Genomic DNA, 16,549 nt, shown 5'->3' with positions numbered 1-16,549 from the left:
GCCTGGAAGAGATCGGTGGTGAGATAGCGCTCGCCGGTATCGCAAAAAATCACGACCACGATTTTGCCTTTGCCGAGGCGCCGCGCGATCTGCAACGCGGCGAAGCAATTCGCGCCGGACGAGATGCCGACCAGGAGACCTTCCTCGCGCGCGAGGCGGCGCGAGTACATCGTCGCGTCTTCGTCGCTCACCGCGATAATTTCGTCGTACACCTTGGTGTCGAGATTGCTCGGCACGAAGCCCGCGCCTATGCCCTGGATCTTGTGGAAGCCCGCCTCGCCGCCGCTCAGGACCGGAGAATTTTTTGGCTCGACGGCGACGACCTGCAGGTGATGATTCAGATGCTCGCGCAGATAGTGGCCCGCGCCGGTGATCGTTCCGCCGGTGCCGACACCCGCGACGAACGCGTCCATCCGTGGGAATTGCTCGAGCAGTTCAGGGCCGGTGCTGCTGTAATGGATGTCGGGATTCGCCGCGTTGCTGAACTGCTGAGGCATGAAGTAGCTGGGGTTCTCGCGGCATAGTTCTTCGGCCTTGGCGATCGCACCGTGCATCCCGCGGGTATCGGGCGTGAGCACGAGTTGCGCGCCATACGCGACCAGCAGCGAGCGGCGCTCCTCGCTCATCGTATCGGGCATCGTGAGGATCAGCTTGTAACCCTTGACGGCGGAGACCAGCGCGAGGCCGATGCCGGTGTTGCCGGAAGTCGGCTCGACGATCGTATCGCCCGGCTTGATGCGGCCGGCCTTTTCGGCCGCGTCGATCATCGCGACGCAGATGCGGTCCTTGACGCTGCCGCCGGGGTTGAAATTTTCGAGTTTGGCCCAGACCTCGGCGTCGTTCGCGCCGGGAAGCCGATTCAGGCGGACGACTGGCGTGTTGCCGATAAGCTCGAGGGCCGAGTGGGCGACGCTGATTGGCATGGCGAGGATTCTATCCGGAAAAGATGGCAGTTGGCGAATGTCGCGGCGCGCGAAATGATACATTTTGGATGTGAGCGGTTGCGATACTGCCGAGCGGCGGATGCTGGTGGTTTTTCCGGGTGCGCTCGGCGATCTGATGCTGGCGATGCCGGCGATAGCGGCGATCGCACGGCAAAATCGGGGAGTCTCGATCGAGCTGATGGCGCGCGGCGAGTTGGCGCGGCTCGCACAGGGGCACAGCGTCGTCGCGCGAGGGCATTCGATCGATCGGCGCGAAGTGACGGCGCTGTTCCACGAATCGGGCAGTGAAGGATCGGCGTCGCGCGAATTTTTCGGCCGGTTCGGCAGAATCTATTCGTTCTTTGCGTTCGATGACGCGCGATTTCGGGCGGCGCTCGCGTCGAGTACCGACGGCACGGTGTCGTTTCATCGATTTCGGCCCGTCGGCGAGGGACATATCGCGGCGGCGTATCTGCGGGACATTGAGGAATCAGACGAATTTCTCGACGCGACCAACCTGCTCGAGCCGAGTCAGGAGGACATCGCCGAGGCGAAAGCGGCGCTCGAATCGGCCGGATGCGACGCATCGAAGACGATCGCGATATTTCCTGGCAGCGGCAGTCAAAAGAAAAATTGGCCGGCGGAAAATTTCGTCCAACTCGCGCGCAAGCTGAGCGGCGAAATCGATGCGCGAGCGGTCGTCGTGTTGGGGCCGGCCGAAGAAAATCTGAGCGAGATCTTTCACGAGGCGGGATTGCCGGCGATCGAGAATGCCGAGTTGGGCACGGTGGCGGCGATCGCAAAGATCGCGGCGTGCTTCGTCGGCAATGATTCGGGCGTATCGCATCTGGCGGCGACAGCGGGCGCTCGCGGAGTCGTGCTGTTCGGCCCGACCGATCCGGCGCGATGGCGGCCGCTCGGATGCGTGGAGATTATCCGAGGCGAGCCGATCGAATCGATCGCGGTGAATGAAGTCGAAGCGGCGGTGATGCGAACGTGCGCGGTCGCGTGACCGAAAGATTTGGAACCGCAGATGATTGCAGGCAGATTACGGGAATTGAAGAGATAAAGAGCGGGGATTCTTCAGCAGCGCATCGCGCGGCCCAAGACGATCCTGCACCCTCACCCGCCGATCCCTCACTGTGTTCGGTTTCGGCGACCTTTCCTGCAACGAAGCGGGCGAGGTATAGGAGGGAGCCTGCGCTCAAGATGACGGAATTGGCGGTCAGCTCAAGATGAAGGAATGGGCGGGCTCTGCAGGTAAGAGATTCGCCCAAGAATCGGGCGGTTTCGGGGGGGGGCGCGTTGACTGTAAAAATCGCGTGGCGTAGCTTCAAAATACGGTCGAGTTTCCGTTCGTCGAGCCGCAAGTAGCCGAAGCGCGAACGATTTACTCGTGCCAGGAAGGTGAAATGTCGAGCCTCTTCAAAACAACTCTGCTGCTCGGCGCGATGACGGGGCTGCTGATGGTAATCGGCGGACTGCTCGGCGGGCGGGGCGGCCTCGAGATCGCGTTCGTGCTCGCGGCCGTGATGAACTTCGTCAGCTACTGGTTTTCCGACAAGATTGTGCTGCGCGCTTACGGGGCGCAGGAACTCGACGCGCAATCGGCGCCGGAGTTGTATTCGGTCGTCAACGAGCTGGCGCATTCGGCGTCGATTCCGATGCCGCGCCTGTACATGATCGATTCGGACACGCCCAACGCATTCGCGACCGGGCGCAATCCGCATCATGCGGCCGTGGCCGTGACGCGGGGCATCATGCGCATCTGCGATCGCGAAGAATTGAAGGGCGTGATTGGGCACGAGCTGTCGCACGTGCTGAATCGCGACATCCTGACCAGTTCGATAGCGGCGACGCTGGCGGGCGCGATCATGATGGTCGGCACGATGATTCGCTGGGGCGCGTTCTTCGGGATGGGGAGCCGCGAGGACGACGAGCGGGGCGGAATCGGCGGCCTGCTGATCGCGGGGATTCTCGCGCCAATTGCGGCGTCGCTGATCCAGATGGCGATTTCGCGGACGCGCGAATACCAGGCCGACGCGAGCGGCGCGAAGCTGACGCACAACCCGCTCTATCTGGCGAGTGCGCTCCGCAAGCTCGAGGCGGCGAACGAGCGGATGCCGCTCGACGCGAGTCCGGCGACGGCGCATCTGTTTATCGTGAATCCGCTGAGCGCGGCGGGAATCGCGCGCCTGTTCTCAACTCATCCACCGATTGACGAGAGAATTCACCGGCTCGAGCAGATGGCGTCGCACGGCGAGGCCTGATCGCGAGCGCGCGATGGTAACGCGATGAAGGAAGAGGACGAAAAGGAGCGCGGTTTCAAGGTCCAGGATCGGCGTCGATTTTCGGCCGAGGGCGAGGCCAAGTCCGAAGCCGAAGATGTGCCGGAAAAACCCGCGGCGGAAAAGCCGGCGACGATAATCGGCGCGGAGGCTGGGTCGCACGCGGGCGAGCACATCGATGCAGGCGCGGGCGCAGCCGCGGCGAATCCGCAACCGAGCCGGAATCAATCGCCGGAGCCGGAGATCACGTTTGCGACGTTTTTGGTGGGGCTCTCGTCGGAGGCGCTCGGGGCGCTCGGCGAGTTGCCCGATCCTGCGAGCGGGCAGCCGCGGCGCGATTTGCAGGCGGCGCAGCAATTGATCGATATAATCGGGATGTTGCGCGACAAGACTCGCGGCAATCTGGATGCGACCGAGCAGAGTTTAATCGACGCGGTTCTATTTGATTTGCGAATGAAATACGTTGAACTGGCGAGACAGTCGGCCCATTAGGCGCACTGCCGCGATCTTTCGAATGCCGTACAAATTTTTTCGATCAGCCGCCATTGCGGGCGTTGTGTCGCTGACCCTGATGGCGGCGGCTCCGACCGTTATAGTTGCGAGCGAAGCACCAGCCGAACGTATCTGGACTGAGCTGGCCGATCCGGGTCGCGTCGCCAAGGTGCAGACGATGCCGGACTTCGTCGAGCTCGCCGCGAAGCTGAGTCCCGCCGTGGTAAATATTTCGACCGAGGAGCCTGAGCGCTCGGCGGAGGGAGAGGAGCCGCTTCCGGGTCCGCGCCGCAAGGGCAAGCCGCTCGAGGATTTCGGCGGCGGCAGCAATCGATCGCGCAGCCTCGGCTCGGGTTTCATCATCAGCAAGGACGGTTACGTGCTGACCAACGAGCACGTGGTCGAGAATCCGGGCAAGGTTACGGTGACGACGCAGGATGGCCGCAATTATACCGCGAAGGTGATCGGGCACGATGCGAAGAGCGACGTGGCGCTGCTGAAGATCGAGGCCAAGCGCGAGCTGCCGGTTGCGCCGCTCGGCAATTCCGACGGGCTCCGGGTGGGCGAATGGGTGATGGCGATCGGCAATCCGTTTGGCTTCGACCATTCGGTGACGGTGGGAATCGTAAGCGCGAAGGGACGGTTCATCCCCGGCAATTTCGACGATTTCATCCAGACCGACGCGTCGATCAATCCGGGCAACTCGGGCGGGCCGCTGATCGATCAGCGCGGGCAGGTGGTCGGCGTCAATTCGGCAATCTACACGGAGACCGGCCGCAGCATGGGGATCGGATTCGCGATTCCGGTCAACATGGTGAAAGAGGAACTGCCGCAGCTCAAGAACTCGGGCAAGGTCACGCGCGGATGGCTCGGCGTGTTGATCCAGCGGATGACGCCGGAGCTGGCGGAATCGCTCGGCTTGGAAGATACGCGCGGCGCGCTGGTGGCGGAGGTGCTGAAAGACGGGCCGGCGAAGCTGGCGGGGGTCAAGCAAGGCGACGTGATCGTGTCGTTCGACAACCAGCCGATTAACGACTCGCGCGAATTGCCGCTGGTGGTCGGGCGCACGCCGCTGGGGCATAGGGGAGTGCTGAAAGTAGTTCGCGACAAGCAGACGATCGAGCTGCCGGTAACGATCACCGAATCGAAAGAGGCGCAAGTGATCGAGGCGGCGAACAAGCCGAAGCCGGATATCGGTGCGCCGTCGCAGTTCGGACTCCGCGTGAAGGACCTGAGTCCGGACCTGGCGCGCGAGCTCGGGATCGAGCAGAAGGCAGGGGTGGTGATTTCGTCGGTGCAGCCGGGGAGCCGCGCCGATCAAGCGGGGTTGCGCGCGCGCGATGTCATCCTGGAGGTGAATCGCGAGACGGTGAAGAGCGTCGATTCATACCAGGGGGCGCTCAAGAGTGGCGGGAAGAGCAAGATCGTTTTGCTGCTGGTCAAACGCGGAGACAATACGCTTTACGTAGCTCTCAAGCCGGAAGTGTGATCAACCTATAGTCAATGGGCGCGGCTATCGCCGCCTTGCTCGCATCACCGGTGATGTCCTTCAAACGATTGTTCAAATTCGTGCTGCTCGGGGTGGCCGCGATCATCCTGTTCGCGGCGCCGCCGAGCCTGTGGCTATTTTCCAGCTACTACAATCAGCTCCAGAACGAAGTCGTCACGCGTTTTTCGGGCAAGCGCTGGAACATCCCGTCGCGAATTTATTCGGACTCGGTGGTGGTTTATCCGGGCCAGAATCTGAACGACCTGGGATTTTTGGAGCGCCTCGCGCGCCTTAACTATCATCCGAGTGAGCCCGGCAAGGTTAATACCCGGGGCGAATTCAGCTACGACAAAACGGGTGGCAAGCTCGAAATTTTCCTGCATAATTTTGCCTATCCGTATCGCAGTTTCTCCGGCGAGCTGATCGATATAACGCTCAAGGGCGATGCGATCGACTCGATCACCGACGTCGCGACTCATCAGCCGGTGTACTCGTTCGAGTTGGAGCCGGAGCTAATCAGCGGGATTTTCGAGGGCTCGTGGGAGCAGCGCCGGCTGGTGCGGCTGGGGCAGATTCCGCCACTGCTGATCGATGCGATCCTGGCCGCGGAGGACCATCGCTTTTACGAGCATCATGGGATCGATCTGATTCGCACCATCAAAGCCGCGTGGATCGATCTGACGACGCATCAGGTGCGGCAGGGCGGATCGACGCTGACGCAGCAGTTGATGAAGAACTTTTTTCTCACGCGCGAGCGCAGCTACAACCGCAAGATAAAAGAAGCGCTGATGGCGTACATCGCGGAGCGCAGCTACTCGAAGGATGAGATCCTCGAAAATTACATCAACGACATTTATCTCGGGCAGCGCGGGCAAGAAGGAATCTACGGCGTGTGGGAGGCCTCGGAGTACTACTTCTCGAAGGATCCGCGCGATTTGACGATCGCGGAGATGGCGACGATTGCGGGCATGATCAGCTCGCCGAACCGGATCAATCCATTGCGGCATCCTGAGGTGGCGCGCGCGCGGCGCGACGGAGTGCTCGGCGCCATGCTGCAGGACGGGTACATCAGCAAGGCGGCCTATGACGTCGCGCTAGCCGAGCCGCTGCACGCGCGCGAAGTTTATTCGGAGAGCAGCGATGCGCCGTATTTCGTCGATTACGTGAAGAAAGAACTCGCCGAGCGGTATCCGCCGCAGGTGCTGAATGGCGAGGGGCTGAGAATTTTCACGTCGCTCGACGTGCACATGGAGAAGCTCGGCGAGAAGGCGATCGTGCAGAATCTGGCCGAGCTGGAGCAAAAGCATCCGAAGCTGCTGCGGCGCGAGGCCACGCAGCGGCTCGAGTCGTGCCTGGTGGCGCTGGAGCCGCAGAGCGGGCGAATCCGCGCGATGGTGGGCGGACGCGATTATCGCGCGAGCCAGTTCAATCGAGTGAGCCAATCGAGGCGGCAGCCCGGGTCGGTGTTCAAGCCGGTCACGTATCTCGCAGCGTTTTCGGAAACGCTCGACGGCGGCGCGGAGAAATTTCTGCCCACGACGTATATCGAGGACGCGCCGTTCACGTGGCAATACGGCGATATGAGCTGGACGCCGAACAATTATCACGACCGCTTCTTCGGCCACGTCACGCTCGAGTTCGCACTCGGCGAATCGCTCAACTCGGCGACCGCGCGCCTCGCCAATGGCGTGGGACTCGATCGCGTGCGCGCGATGGCGTCGAAGCTGGGCTTCGGCGATTTGCCGGAGTATCCGTCGATCGTGCTCGGCGGAATCGAAGTCTCACCGATGCAGATAGCGCGCGCGTACGCGGTGATCGCGAACAACGGGATGGGAATTCAGCCCTACGCGGTCACCGCGGTGGTGGATGAGAGCGGCAAAGTGATCGAGGGCCACGACTTGAAGGCGGAGCAGGTAATCTCGCCGCAGCTCGCATACATGATGCAGTTCATGCTGGAGTTCGTGATCAATCACGGCACCGGCGCGGGCGCGCGCACGATGGGGTTCAAGCGGCCGGCGGCGGGCAAGACCGGCACCACCAACGATGCGAAGGACGCGTGGTTCGCGGGCTTTACGCCGAATCTGCTGACGGTGGTGTGGACTGGATTCGATCAGAAAGAGGACCTGGGACTGACGGGTGCGCAGGCGTCGTTGCCGGCGTGGACCGCGTTCATGAAAGCGGCGACGGCGTCACGGCCAGCGCTCGATTTCACACCGCCGCCGGGAATCGTCGAAGTGAAAGTCGATCCCACGACAGGTTGCAAGGCAACACCGGACTCCCCCGTAACAATGATGGGAGTTTTTCCGGAAGAGATGGCGCCAACGCAGGACTGCCTTTATCATGGGAGCGCGGCGGCGGTCCGGGCGTCCGATCACTCGATTCCCGAGGCGCCTGATCTGGCTGCCGATCCGAACGATTGATGTATCAATTGATACGGCCAGGCGCGCTCGCCTGTGGAGTTTGCCTGTTGGCGATCGGCGGCGTCGCATTTGGCGCGCGCGGCCGAGTCGAATCATCGAATTCAGAAAATTTGGGGCGCGTGATCGTCGCGCTCGAAGAGGAATCGATCGGCAGCCAGGACTTGGCGCCGCCGAGTCCGGCTGCGGTGCAAACGCCTGGCGCGACGGGTGCGGCGGGAGCCGAGGAGAATCCTAATCCACAGGGATGGGCGACGACGAAAGCGTCGGTATCGACGCCGGGCGCGTCGTCCACGCCCGGAGCAGCCGGCAGCATTGGCGCGCCGAGTGCGCCCACAGCCGCATCGACCGAAGGCACGAATGTTCCGGCTGGAACGCCGTCGCCGGGCGCGGGCGATACGGCGGGAGCGGAATCCCAGCCGGCTGCTGAAGCCACCGACGTCCCGCCCGCGATGGATATCGGCTCGCTGATGCCGACGCGCGCGGTGAGCGATTCGTCGCTTAAGCTGATGATCGAAAAAGCGCCGAATCCCGCGCTGGCGGCATCGCTCCGAATCACCGAGAAGGCGCGCGTCGAAATCGGCGAAGGTCACGTCGATGATGCGATTCGCGATCTCGCGTACGCGGTTTCGATCGATCCGAGCAATTCGTACGCATACTTTTACCTGGGGCGCGCGTACGCCGCGAAAAAAGACTACGCGCAGGCGATCACGTTTTTTAAGCGCGCGGAAACCGGCGTCCGCAAAAGTCCGGCGTGGCTCGGCGAGACGTACGCGTTCGAGGGGCTGAGCTACGAGGAATCGGGCAAACAGCTCGAGGCGGCGGCGGCGTATCAAAAGGCGCTCGCGGCGACGCCCGGCAATCTGACGGCTCGAGTCGGCTTCACGCGGCTCTCGGCCTACGTACCGTCTGCGCCCGGTGGGTCGCCGGAAACCGACGTTGCGCAACCGCCGCCGACCGGATCGGAGATTCCGCCACCGCCGAGCTTGCCGCCGCCTCCTGCGGCGCCGCCACCGCTCCCGAGCCCCGGCAATGACTGAACATTTCGGGACGCGCTCCCGCCCGATATGTTGAGGCTCTGCGGGCAACGATCGCACGAGCTGACGAACGATGCTGATACTCGGGATTGAATCATCATGCGACGACGCCGCGGCGGCGGTGATCGAGACGGTCGAAGCGGGCGTCGCGGAAGTTCGCGCGAGCACGGTCGTGAACCAGGACGATATTCATCGAGCGTACGGCGGAATCGTGCCGGAACTCGCGTCGCGCAATCACGTGATCACGATCATGCCGGTGATCGAACGCGCGCTCGCGACTGCGCGATGCTCACTCGGCGACGTCGGTGGAATCGCAGTGACGCGCGGGCCCGGGTTGGTCGGCTCGCTGCTGGTCGGGCTGATGTGCGCGAAGGGGCTGGCGCAAGGCAGTGGAATCCCGCTGGTCGGCGTGAATCATATCGAGGGGCATCTGCTCGCGCCGCTACTCGAGAATCGAATTGCGATGCCGTATCTCGCGCTGGTCGTTTCGGGCGGGCATACGGCGCTGTTCGCGGTCGAAGATTTCGGACGATACCGTCGGCTCGGCCGAACGCGCGACGACGCCGCGGGCGAGGCATTCGACAAGGTCGCGAAGCTGATGGGGCTGGGGTATCCCGGCGGGCGCGCGATAGACGAGATGTCGCGCACGGGCAATCGGAAGCGGGTGCGAATCCCGCGCGCGCACGTCAAAGGCGCGCCGCTCGATTTCAGTTTCAGCGGAGTGAAGACGGCGGTCGCGACACTGCTCGCGACGGAGAATGGCCGCGCGGAGCAAGCCTGTGATCTCGCGGCGAGCTTTCAGGAGGCGGTGGTCGATATGCTGGTGAAGCCGGCGATCGCGGCGGCGCGCGAGCTAGGCGCGGACACGATCGCGCTGACGGGCGGAGTCGCGGCCAACTCGAGACTGCGCGAAAAGCTGGCGGCGGCGGCGTCCGCCGATGGCCGCCGGCTGGTGGCGCCGGCGCTCAAATATTGCACCGACAACGCGGCGATGATCGCGCTCGCGGGGAGCTATCGATTGATGCGCGGCGAGCGCGACGCGCTGACGATCGACGCGGAGGCGAACCTGGCGCTGTGAAAGGGCCTCGATGACGACGGTGAAAAAATCGCGCCTCGAGGCGACGGATGCACCCTCACCCGGCATCGGCTGTTCGCCGCTGCCGACCTCTCCCGCAAAGAAGCGGGCGAGGTATCGGATGGCAGCGAGCGAATCGTCATCGCGTCCAAGGCCGGCGCTGGAAGCCGCAGGCGTGCGCCCGTCGAAATCGCGCGGACAGAATTTTCTGACGAGCGCGGCGGTGGCGGAGCGAATCGTCGCGGCGGCGGAACTCGAAGCAAGCGACGACGTAATCGAAATTGGGCCCGGGCTCGGAATCCTTACGGAGAGGATCGCCGCGAGGCCGCATCGCCAGCTCACATTGATCGAACTCGATGCGCGGCTCGCATCGCGGCTGCGAGACAAGTTTGCCGGCGACGGCAGCGTGCGCGTGATCAACGCTGATTTCCTCGAAGCTGACGCCGCGGAAATTTTCGCAACGCCGATGACCAAGGTGATCGGCAATCTACCGTTCAACGTAGCAGCGGCGATTCTGCGCCGGCTGTCGGAGACTTCGAATCGGATTTCGCGGATGGTGCTGATGTTCCAGCGCGAGGTTGCGGCGCGGATTCGCGCGCGCGCGGGCGACGATCAATATTCGGCGCTCAGCGTGTACACCGCGATGTATTGGGAGATCGACCTTCACTTTGTCGTCGCGGCGGGCAGCTTTCATCCGCGGCCGAAGGTGAACGCCGAAGTGCTGCGCTTCAGGCCTCGTCGAGCTGAATCGAAACTGTTCGCGGCGGATGAGGAGCAGGCGGTGCTGAGCGTGGTGCGCGCGTCCTTTTCGGCGCCGCGCAAAACGATCCGCAATTCACTCGCACACGGGCTTGCACTGGACGCAGAGAAGATCGCGTCTGCGCTTGGAGCCGCGGGAATCAAGCCGGATGCGCGGGCGGAAACGCTCGGTGTCGGCGATTTCGTCAGGCTTGCGAGGGCGCTAGGAAGTGAACTACGCAGTAGGTTCCTGATTCAGGGCGCGTGAGTCTTTCAAAAATCAAAGTCTGAAAAACCGAGATGCCGGAACTACCTGAAGTCGAATCGCTGCGGCAAATATTGGCGCGATCGGCGGTCGGCAGAACGATTGTCAGCGCGCGAATCGGAGAGGCGCGGCTGAGAAGGCGAATCGTCGCGGACTTTGCGGCCGCGGTCGCAGGACGGCAAATCATCAAGCTGTCGCGGCGCGCGAAATATCTGATTATCGAGCTCGACGGCGACCACGTGATGCTGGTGCATCTCGGGATGAGCGGCAGCTTGATCCATCGCGGGGAAGATTTCAGCGATGCGGAGTTCGATCCCAAACACGATCACGTTGAATTTGCGCTCGACGATTCGTCGCGCCTGGTTTACAACGATCCGCGGCGTTTCGGCATGATGCGACTGGTCGCGCGCGCGGCGCTGGAGAATTCGCCGGAGTTGAAGGGACTTGGGCCCGAGCCGTTGTCGCGCGACTTCAACGCCGATTACCTGGCAGGGAAGGCGCGCGGCAAGCAGGTCGCGATCAAGAATCTGATCATGGATCAGAAGATCATCGCCGGGATTGGAAATATCTATGCGTCGGAAATTTTGTATCGCGCGGGAGTGCGGCCGACGCGGCGCGCGGGGCGGGTGACGCGCAAGGAAATCGAAAAGATCGCGGGCGCAGTGCCGGTGATCCTGCGCGCGGCGATCGGCAGCCGCGGCACTACGTTTCGGAGCTATCGCGATTCGCGCGGGCAGCCGGGACGCTTCGCGGAGCAGCTTCGGGTGTACGGCCGCGAGAACGAGCCGTGCTATGCATGCTCGACCCCGATCAAGAATGTAGTAGTTGGGCAGCGCGCGAGTTTCTATTGTCCGAAATGCCAGGTCTGACTATTTCGGCGGAGCGATTTGACTATCCGGCTCGAATCGATGTGAGTATTAGAAATCGAATGCGTAGTTTAGTTAATTTAGTATTGCGTTTTCGATTCGGCGGGATCGTGTTCGCGGCGGCGGCGCTGGCAATTGCGATTTCGACTGCGGGCCAAGCTGAAACGACGGCGCCGATCGATTGGGACAAGCTCAATTCCGAAGCGCTGGGATATTTTCGCGACTTCGCGAAGTTCGATACGACCAATCCGCCGAGCAACACCGCGGTGGCGATCGACTATCTGAAAAAGCTGCTCGACCATGAAGGAATCGCGACGGAGACCTTCGAAAGCAAGCCGGGCATGGTGTCTCTGGTGGCGAAAATTCCGGGGCCGGCGGGCGTAAAACCCATGCTGCTGATGTCGCACGCCGACGTGGTGCCGGCGGTCGGCGCCAACTGGACGCATCCGCCATTCGGCGCGGATCTTAGCGACGGTTACGTCTGGGCGCGGGGCGCGATCGACGACAAGGCGCATGGGATCATGGCGCTGATGACGATGATCGCGCTCAAGCGCGGCAACGTTCCGCTGCGGCGCGGAATCGAGTTGATGGTGAATCCGGACGAGGAAGCGGGCGGCGCGAACGGCGCCGAGTGGATGGTGAAAACCCATTGGGACGCAATCGATCCGGCGTTCGCGTTCAACGAAGGCGGCGGCGGCGCGCCTGATTGGCTCGGGCTCCGGGGCACGTCGTTTCAGATCGCGGTGTCGGAGAAGCGCGTGATGTGGCTGCATCTGACGCTGCGCGGGAAGGGCGGCCACGGCTCGGTGCCGAAGCCCGACAATCCGAACCTGGTCCTGGTCAACGCGTTGCATCGGCTGCTCGAGAATCAGCCGCCGATTCGAATCACGCCGATCATCGCGCAAGCGATGGATACGATCGCGCCGCTCGAGCCGTTCCCGGCGTCGTTCGAACTGTCGCATCTCGAGTTGTCCGAAATGAACAAGCTCGCGATTGCGGGCGTGCTGAGTCCGTATAATATCCAGGCGCTGCTGCGCGATACGATTTCGCTGACGATGCTGAACGCGGGCGTCAAGGTGAATGTCGTGCCGACGGTGGCGGAGGCGAGTCTCGATTGCCGGCTGCTGCCGGGCACCGACGCGGACGCGTTTCTGAAGCGGATGCGCGATTTGCTCGGCGATGAGCGGTTCACGATCGACTATTTGCAGCATCCGGATGAGGCGCCGCCGTCGCCGAGCTCGGGCGAGGCGTGGGACGCGATCAAGCGGGCGGTCGAGAAGAATTTCAAGGGCGCGCTCGTGGTGCCGTGGATGACGACCGGCGGGACGGATTCGCGGTTCCTGCGCGAGCGCGGAGTGCCGTCGTACGGATTCGTGCCGACGATTCTTGCGTCGGGCGAGATAGCGCGCGTGCACGGGGACGATGAACGGCTCTCGGTCGAGAATCTGAATCGCGGAATCAGGACGACCTACGATTTGGCGATCGATCTGTGCGCAGCGAAGGATTAGGCGATCGTGTACGATCGAGGCGGCGCGTAGATGAAAGCGCGGAGGCGGTGAGACGATGGTGCTGGATTTGCCGACCGGAATCGGCGGCGCAATGGCGTTCCTGATTGGCGCGAGCGTCGGCAGTTTCGTCAACGTGGTGGCGTGGCGGATGCCGCGCGATTTGTCGATCGTCGCGCCGCGCTCGTTTTGCGAGAGCTGCGAGCGCACGCTGCCGTTGTGGGCGAACATCCCGATTCTCGCGTATATCGGGCTGCGCGGACGATGCGTGATGTGCGGCGGCGCGATTCCGTTCCGGCATTTTCTGTCAGAAGCGGGGCTCGCGGTCACCGCACTATTCTTATTTCTGTCGTTTCCGCTGCCGAGCGCGATTGCGCGCTTCGCATTCTGCGCGGCGCTGTGGATCGTCGCGGTCATCGATTACGACTGGCGGCTGATTCCGAACCTGATCACGTGGCCGGGAACTATCATCGGATTTCTCGCGGCATCGCTGCTGATGCCCGAAATCGGCTGGAAAAATTCCGTGCTCGGAATCCTCATGGGCGGCGGCGTCCTGTATCTGACCGGCTACTTCTATCAACTGGTGCGCGGGCAAGAGGGCGTCGGCATGGGCGACGTGTGGCTGCTCGCGATGGTGGGCGGATTTATCGGCTGGGTGGGCGTTTTCTTCACGCTGTTTTTCGGCTCGATGCTCGGTGCGATTGGCGGGATCGCGGCGGCGGTTACGGGTGCGGAAACGCCGACGCCGCCCGCGGATCCGGCCAACGAGCCGCAGCAGGCCGACGTTTCGATTCTTCGCACCGAAGTTCCATTCGGTCCATTCCTCGCGCTGGCGGCGGGAATTTTCACGCTGTTCCAGACGCAGCTCACGCATTGGTATCTTCGCGGCTGATGGCGAAGGGACTTTTCATCACGCTCGAAGGGGTCGAGGGATCGGGCAAGACGACGCAGGCCGCAATCCTCGGCGACATGCTGCGGCAAACCGGCCGGCGAGTTACCGTCACGCATGAACCGGGCGGAACCCGAGCGGGTGAAACGATCCGCGCGATCTTTCTCGATCCGGCGGTGTCGCTCGACGTCGCGGCGGAACTGCTGCTGGTGCTGGCGGATCGGGCGCAGCACGTGCGCGAAAAATTGCGCCCCGCGATCGCGCGCGGCGAGATCGTAATCTCGGATCGATACTCGGATTCAACCACGGCGTATCAAGGATACGGGCGCGGCTTCGACCTTAAATTGCTCGGCGAACTGAACCGGCTCGCGAGCGATGGAATGACGCCCGACTTGACGATCGTGCTCGACCTGCAGGTCGAGAAGGGACTCGAACGCACGCGTGCTCGCGCGCGCGGGACGGGCCGCGGCTCGGATCGATTCGAGGGCGAGCGGGCGGAATTTCATCGCAAGGTGCGCGACGGATTTCTCGCGATCGCGAAAGCAGAGCCGGAGCGAGTGATTGTGCTCGACGCCGATCGCCCAATCGAAATTGTCAGCGCGGAAATCCGGCGCGCGGTCGATGACTTGATCAAACGACTATGCCCCTGAACGGACTGCGCGCTCATCGCGGGATCGCGGAGAATCTGCTGGCGGAGCTGCGCAGCCGGCCGTCGCACGCATACCTCTTTTCCGGGCCGCGCGGGGTCGGCAAGGCGCTGGTCGCGACTGGAATTGCGCATAGCGTGATGTGCGAACGATCGCCGGGCGAGAATTTCTGCTGCACGCCCGAGCGATGTCCCGTGCGCGAGTCGCCGCAAACTGAACGTACGCGCACGCGCGCGGCGGACGCGGAAGCGCAACGCTGCGAATGCTGTTCGGCGTGCGTGCAGATGGCGACCGGGGTGCATCCTGATTTCAGCTACGTGACGCGTCCGCCGAATCGGGTGGACGTGCTGATCGAGCAGGTGCGCGAGCTGATCGTCGAGCTGGGTATCCGGCCGTCGCGAGCGGAAAGGCGCATCGCGATTATCGACGACGCCGAAACGCTGAATATCCCGGCGCAGAACGCGTTGCTAAAAACGCTCGAGGAACCGCCCGGGCACGCGATCATTTTTCTCGTCACGTCGAGCGAACGTGCGCTGCTCGATACGGTGCGATCGCGGATGCGGCCGGTGCGCTTTCCGGCGCTCGGGGTGGCGGATATCGAAGCGATACTCGTGGCGCGCGGAATTGCGGACAAGACAAGGGCGGGTGCGCTGGCACGGCTCGCGCGCGGCAGTGCGAAGCGCGCGATCGCGCTGGCGGCGGGCGTCGAGCCGCCGGTCAAGGAACTGCTTGGCGCGCTCAGCAATGCGAAGTCGATCGATTTTGCGAAGGCGAGCGCGATCGCGCAGGGATTTTTCGGCAATCGCGACGAGGCCGCCGACAACTTCGAGCTACTCGCCAGACTGCTAGAAGATATTCTATGCTACAAGCTGCTCAAGTCCGAATTCGCGGCATTTTCCTCCGAATCAGCGAAAAAAATGAAGGAGCTGGCGGACGGTATCGAAGTCGAAGCGGTGGTCAAATGTATCGACGCCGCGGTGCGCGCCGCGCAGGCGGTGGACGAGATGGCGAATTCGCGCTTGCAAGCCGAGAATTGGTGGACGCTCGCCGGAGAGGCGATGCGGGGTGAATAGTGGCGCAAATCGATCCATTTGAAGGCGGGCAAACGCTGCCGAAAATCGTCGCGGTGAGCCTGCAGCAAACCGGGCATCTGTGCAATTTTCTCGCGGGCGAAGAGCGCTTGCAGCGCGGCGATCGCGTGCTGGTGGATACCGAGGCGGGCGTCAGAATCGGCACGATCGAAATCGAGCCGCACGAACCGGCGCAGACGCTCGACCTGTCGTCGATGCGTCCGATTATCCGCGCCGCCACCGACAGCGACTATGGCGCCGAGCAGGAAAATATCGCGCGGGAGGCGCGCGCGCGGCGGCTGTGCGTCGAGCGGATTCGCGAACGGCGGCTGCAGATGAAACTGGTAAATGCCGACTATACATTCGACGGGCGCAAGGCGGTTTTCTATTTCGTCGCGGAAGGACGCGTCGATTTTCGCGACCTGGTGCGCGACCTCGCCAACGCGCTGCGGGTGCGAGTCGAGATGAAACAGATCGGCGCGCGCGATGAAACCAAGGTGACCGGCGGGCTCGGGCCGTGCGGGCGGGAGCTTTGCTGCTCGTCGTGGCTCCGCGATTTCGAAGCGGTCACGGTCAAGATGGCGCGCGACCAGGGGCTCGCGCTGAATCCGTCGCGGCTCGCGGGGATGTGCGGACGCCTCAAATGCTGCCTGCGCTATGAGTATGCGACTTACGTCGAACTGAAACGCGCGCTGCCGAACCTCGGCAAACGCGTGCAATGCGTCAAGGGCGACGGCAAAGTCATCCGGCAGAACATTCTCAAGCAGACGGTGTTGATCCAGCGCGAAGAAGACGGCGGCGTGATCGAGGCGACGCTCGAAGATCTGGTGACGTCGCGTCCGCAGTAG

The 16,549-nt window shown here is 63.0% G+C and carries 15 protein-coding genes; 14 read left to right on the top strand and 1 reads right to left on the bottom strand.

Going from position 1 to position 16,549, the window contains the following annotated elements; translation table 11 throughout:
• Positions 1–923, bottom strand: a 923-nt coding sequence (gene cysK / locus Q7S58_RS16530; protein ID WP_304828252.1) for a cysteine synthase A, incomplete at its 3' end; no start/stop codon positions are given.
• A 70-nt stretch (positions 924–993) separates the two neighbouring features.
• Between cysK and Q7S58_RS16525 the strand changes: the two genes are divergently transcribed.
• The 14 genes from Q7S58_RS16525 to Q7S58_RS16460 all read left to right on the top strand — a co-directional run bounded on the left by Q7S58_RS16525 (position 994) and on the right by Q7S58_RS16460 (position 16,549).
• On the top strand, positions 994–1,935 hold the full coding sequence (locus tag Q7S58_RS16525; RefSeq protein WP_304828249.1) for a glycosyltransferase family 9 protein: 942 nt from the start codon (positions 994–996) through the stop codon (positions 1,933–1,935).
• A 400-nt stretch (positions 1,936–2,335) separates the two neighbouring features.
• Positions 2,336–3,193, top strand: coding sequence for a zinc metalloprotease HtpX (gene htpX, locus Q7S58_RS16520; protein ID WP_304828245.1), 858 nt, complete (start codon positions 2,336–2,338; stop codon positions 3,191–3,193).
• Between the two features lie 24 nt (positions 3,194–3,217).
• Positions 3,218–3,703 (top strand): DUF1844 domain-containing protein, encoded by a 486-nt coding sequence (locus Q7S58_RS16515; protein WP_304828242.1) that lies wholly within the window; start codon positions 3,218–3,220, stop codon positions 3,701–3,703.
• Between the two features lie 22 nt (positions 3,704–3,725).
• Positions 3,726–5,192 carry a DegQ family serine endoprotease gene (locus Q7S58_RS16510; RefSeq protein WP_304828239.1) on the top strand — a complete coding sequence of 489 codons (1,467 nt, stop codon included), beginning with the start codon at positions 3,726–3,728 and terminating at the stop codon, positions 5,190–5,192.
• A gap of 14 nt (positions 5,193–5,206) precedes the next feature.
• The gene (locus Q7S58_RS16505) at positions 5,207–7,612 is read left to right on the top strand and encodes a PBP1A family penicillin-binding protein (RefSeq protein ID WP_304828236.1); all 2,406 of its coding nucleotides are present in this window, start codon (positions 5,207–5,209) and stop codon (positions 7,610–7,612) included.
• A gap of 47 nt (positions 7,613–7,659) precedes the next feature.
• Entirely contained in the window at positions 7,660–8,649 is a 990-nt protein-coding gene (locus Q7S58_RS16500; protein WP_304828233.1) for a tetratricopeptide repeat protein, read from the top strand.
• A gap of 70 nt (positions 8,650–8,719) precedes the next feature.
• Positions 8,720–9,724: a tRNA (adenosine(37)-N6)-threonylcarbamoyltransferase complex transferase subunit TsaD gene (tsaD, locus tag Q7S58_RS16495; RefSeq protein ID WP_304828230.1), complete on the top strand. Its 1,005-nt coding sequence runs from the start codon at positions 8,720–8,722 to the stop codon at positions 9,722–9,724.
• A gap of 118 nt (positions 9,725–9,842) precedes the next feature.
• Positions 9,843–10,727, top strand: a complete 885-nt coding sequence (gene rsmA / locus Q7S58_RS16490; protein WP_304828227.1) for a 16S rRNA (adenine(1518)-N(6)/adenine(1519)-N(6))-dimethyltransferase RsmA — start codon at positions 9,843–9,845, stop codon at positions 10,725–10,727.
• Between the two features lie 32 nt (positions 10,728–10,759).
• A complete protein-coding gene (gene mutM / locus Q7S58_RS16485) occupies positions 10,760–11,593 on the top strand; it encodes a bifunctional DNA-formamidopyrimidine glycosylase/DNA-(apurinic or apyrimidinic site) lyase (protein WP_304828224.1) in 834 nt (277 codons plus the stop codon).
• Positions 11,594–11,652: 59 nt separating this feature from the next.
• Positions 11,653–13,098: a M20/M25/M40 family metallo-hydrolase gene (locus Q7S58_RS16480; RefSeq protein WP_304828221.1), complete on the top strand. Its 1,446-nt coding sequence runs from the start codon at positions 11,653–11,655 to the stop codon at positions 13,096–13,098.
• 55 nt (positions 13,099–13,153) lie between these two features.
• Entirely contained in the window at positions 13,154–13,987 is an 834-nt protein-coding gene (locus Q7S58_RS16475) for an A24 family peptidase (protein ID WP_304828219.1), read from the top strand.
• Positions 13,987–14,634: a dTMP kinase gene (gene tmk / locus Q7S58_RS16470; protein ID WP_304828216.1), complete on the top strand. Its 648-nt coding sequence runs from the start codon at positions 13,987–13,989 to the stop codon at positions 14,632–14,634. Before Q7S58_RS16475 ends, tmk begins: the two co-directional genes overlap by 1 nt.
• Positions 14,625–15,704, top strand: coding sequence for a DNA polymerase III subunit delta' (locus tag Q7S58_RS16465; RefSeq protein ID WP_304828213.1), 1,080 nt, complete (start codon positions 14,625–14,627; stop codon positions 15,702–15,704). The genes tmk and Q7S58_RS16465 overlap by 10 nt, the downstream gene beginning before the upstream one ends.
• Entirely contained in the window at positions 15,704–16,549 is an 846-nt protein-coding gene (locus Q7S58_RS16460; RefSeq protein ID WP_304828211.1) for a regulatory iron-sulfur-containing complex subunit RicT, read from the top strand. Before Q7S58_RS16465 ends, Q7S58_RS16460 begins: the two co-directional genes overlap by 1 nt.

This window comes from Candidatus Binatus sp. (assembly GCF_030646925.1).
Lineage (GTDB): Bacteria > Desulfobacterota > Binatia > Binatales > Binataceae > Binatus.
This window is presented reverse-complemented; position numbering and strand designations above follow the sequence as displayed.

What these genes read in the sequence shown, in the direction of transcription:
- htpX (WP_304828245.1), top strand. Translation starts at nt 2,336, where the DNA reads ATGTCGAGCCTCTTCAAAACAACTCTGCTGCTCGGCGCGATGACGGGG.
- Q7S58_RS16515 (WP_304828242.1), top strand. Translation starts at nt 3,218, where the DNA reads ATGAAGGAAGAGGACGAAAAGGAGCGCGGTTTCAAGGTCCAGGATCGG.
- Q7S58_RS16510 (WP_304828239.1), top strand. Translation starts at nt 3,726, where the DNA reads ATGCCGTACAAATTTTTTCGATCAGCCGCCATTGCGGGCGTTGTGTCG.
- Q7S58_RS16505 (WP_304828236.1), top strand. Translation starts at nt 5,207, where the DNA reads ATGGGCGCGGCTATCGCCGCCTTGCTCGCATCACCGGTGATGTCCTTC.
- tsaD (WP_304828230.1), top strand. Translation starts at nt 8,720, where the DNA reads ATGCTGATACTCGGGATTGAATCATCATGCGACGACGCCGCGGCGGCG.
- rsmA (WP_304828227.1), top strand. Translation starts at nt 9,843, where the DNA reads ATGGCAGCGAGCGAATCGTCATCGCGTCCAAGGCCGGCGCTGGAAGCC.
- mutM (WP_304828224.1), top strand. Translation starts at nt 10,760, where the DNA reads ATGCCGGAACTACCTGAAGTCGAATCGCTGCGGCAAATATTGGCGCGA.
- Q7S58_RS16480 (WP_304828221.1), top strand. Translation starts at nt 11,653, where the DNA reads ATGCGTAGTTTAGTTAATTTAGTATTGCGTTTTCGATTCGGCGGGATC.
- Q7S58_RS16475 (WP_304828219.1), top strand. Translation starts at nt 13,154, where the DNA reads ATGGTGCTGGATTTGCCGACCGGAATCGGCGGCGCAATGGCGTTCCTG.
- tmk (WP_304828216.1), top strand. Translation starts at nt 13,987, where the DNA reads ATGGCGAAGGGACTTTTCATCACGCTCGAAGGGGTCGAGGGATCGGGC.
- Q7S58_RS16465 (WP_304828213.1), top strand. Translation starts at nt 14,625, where the DNA reads ATGCCCCTGAACGGACTGCGCGCTCATCGCGGGATCGCGGAGAATCTG.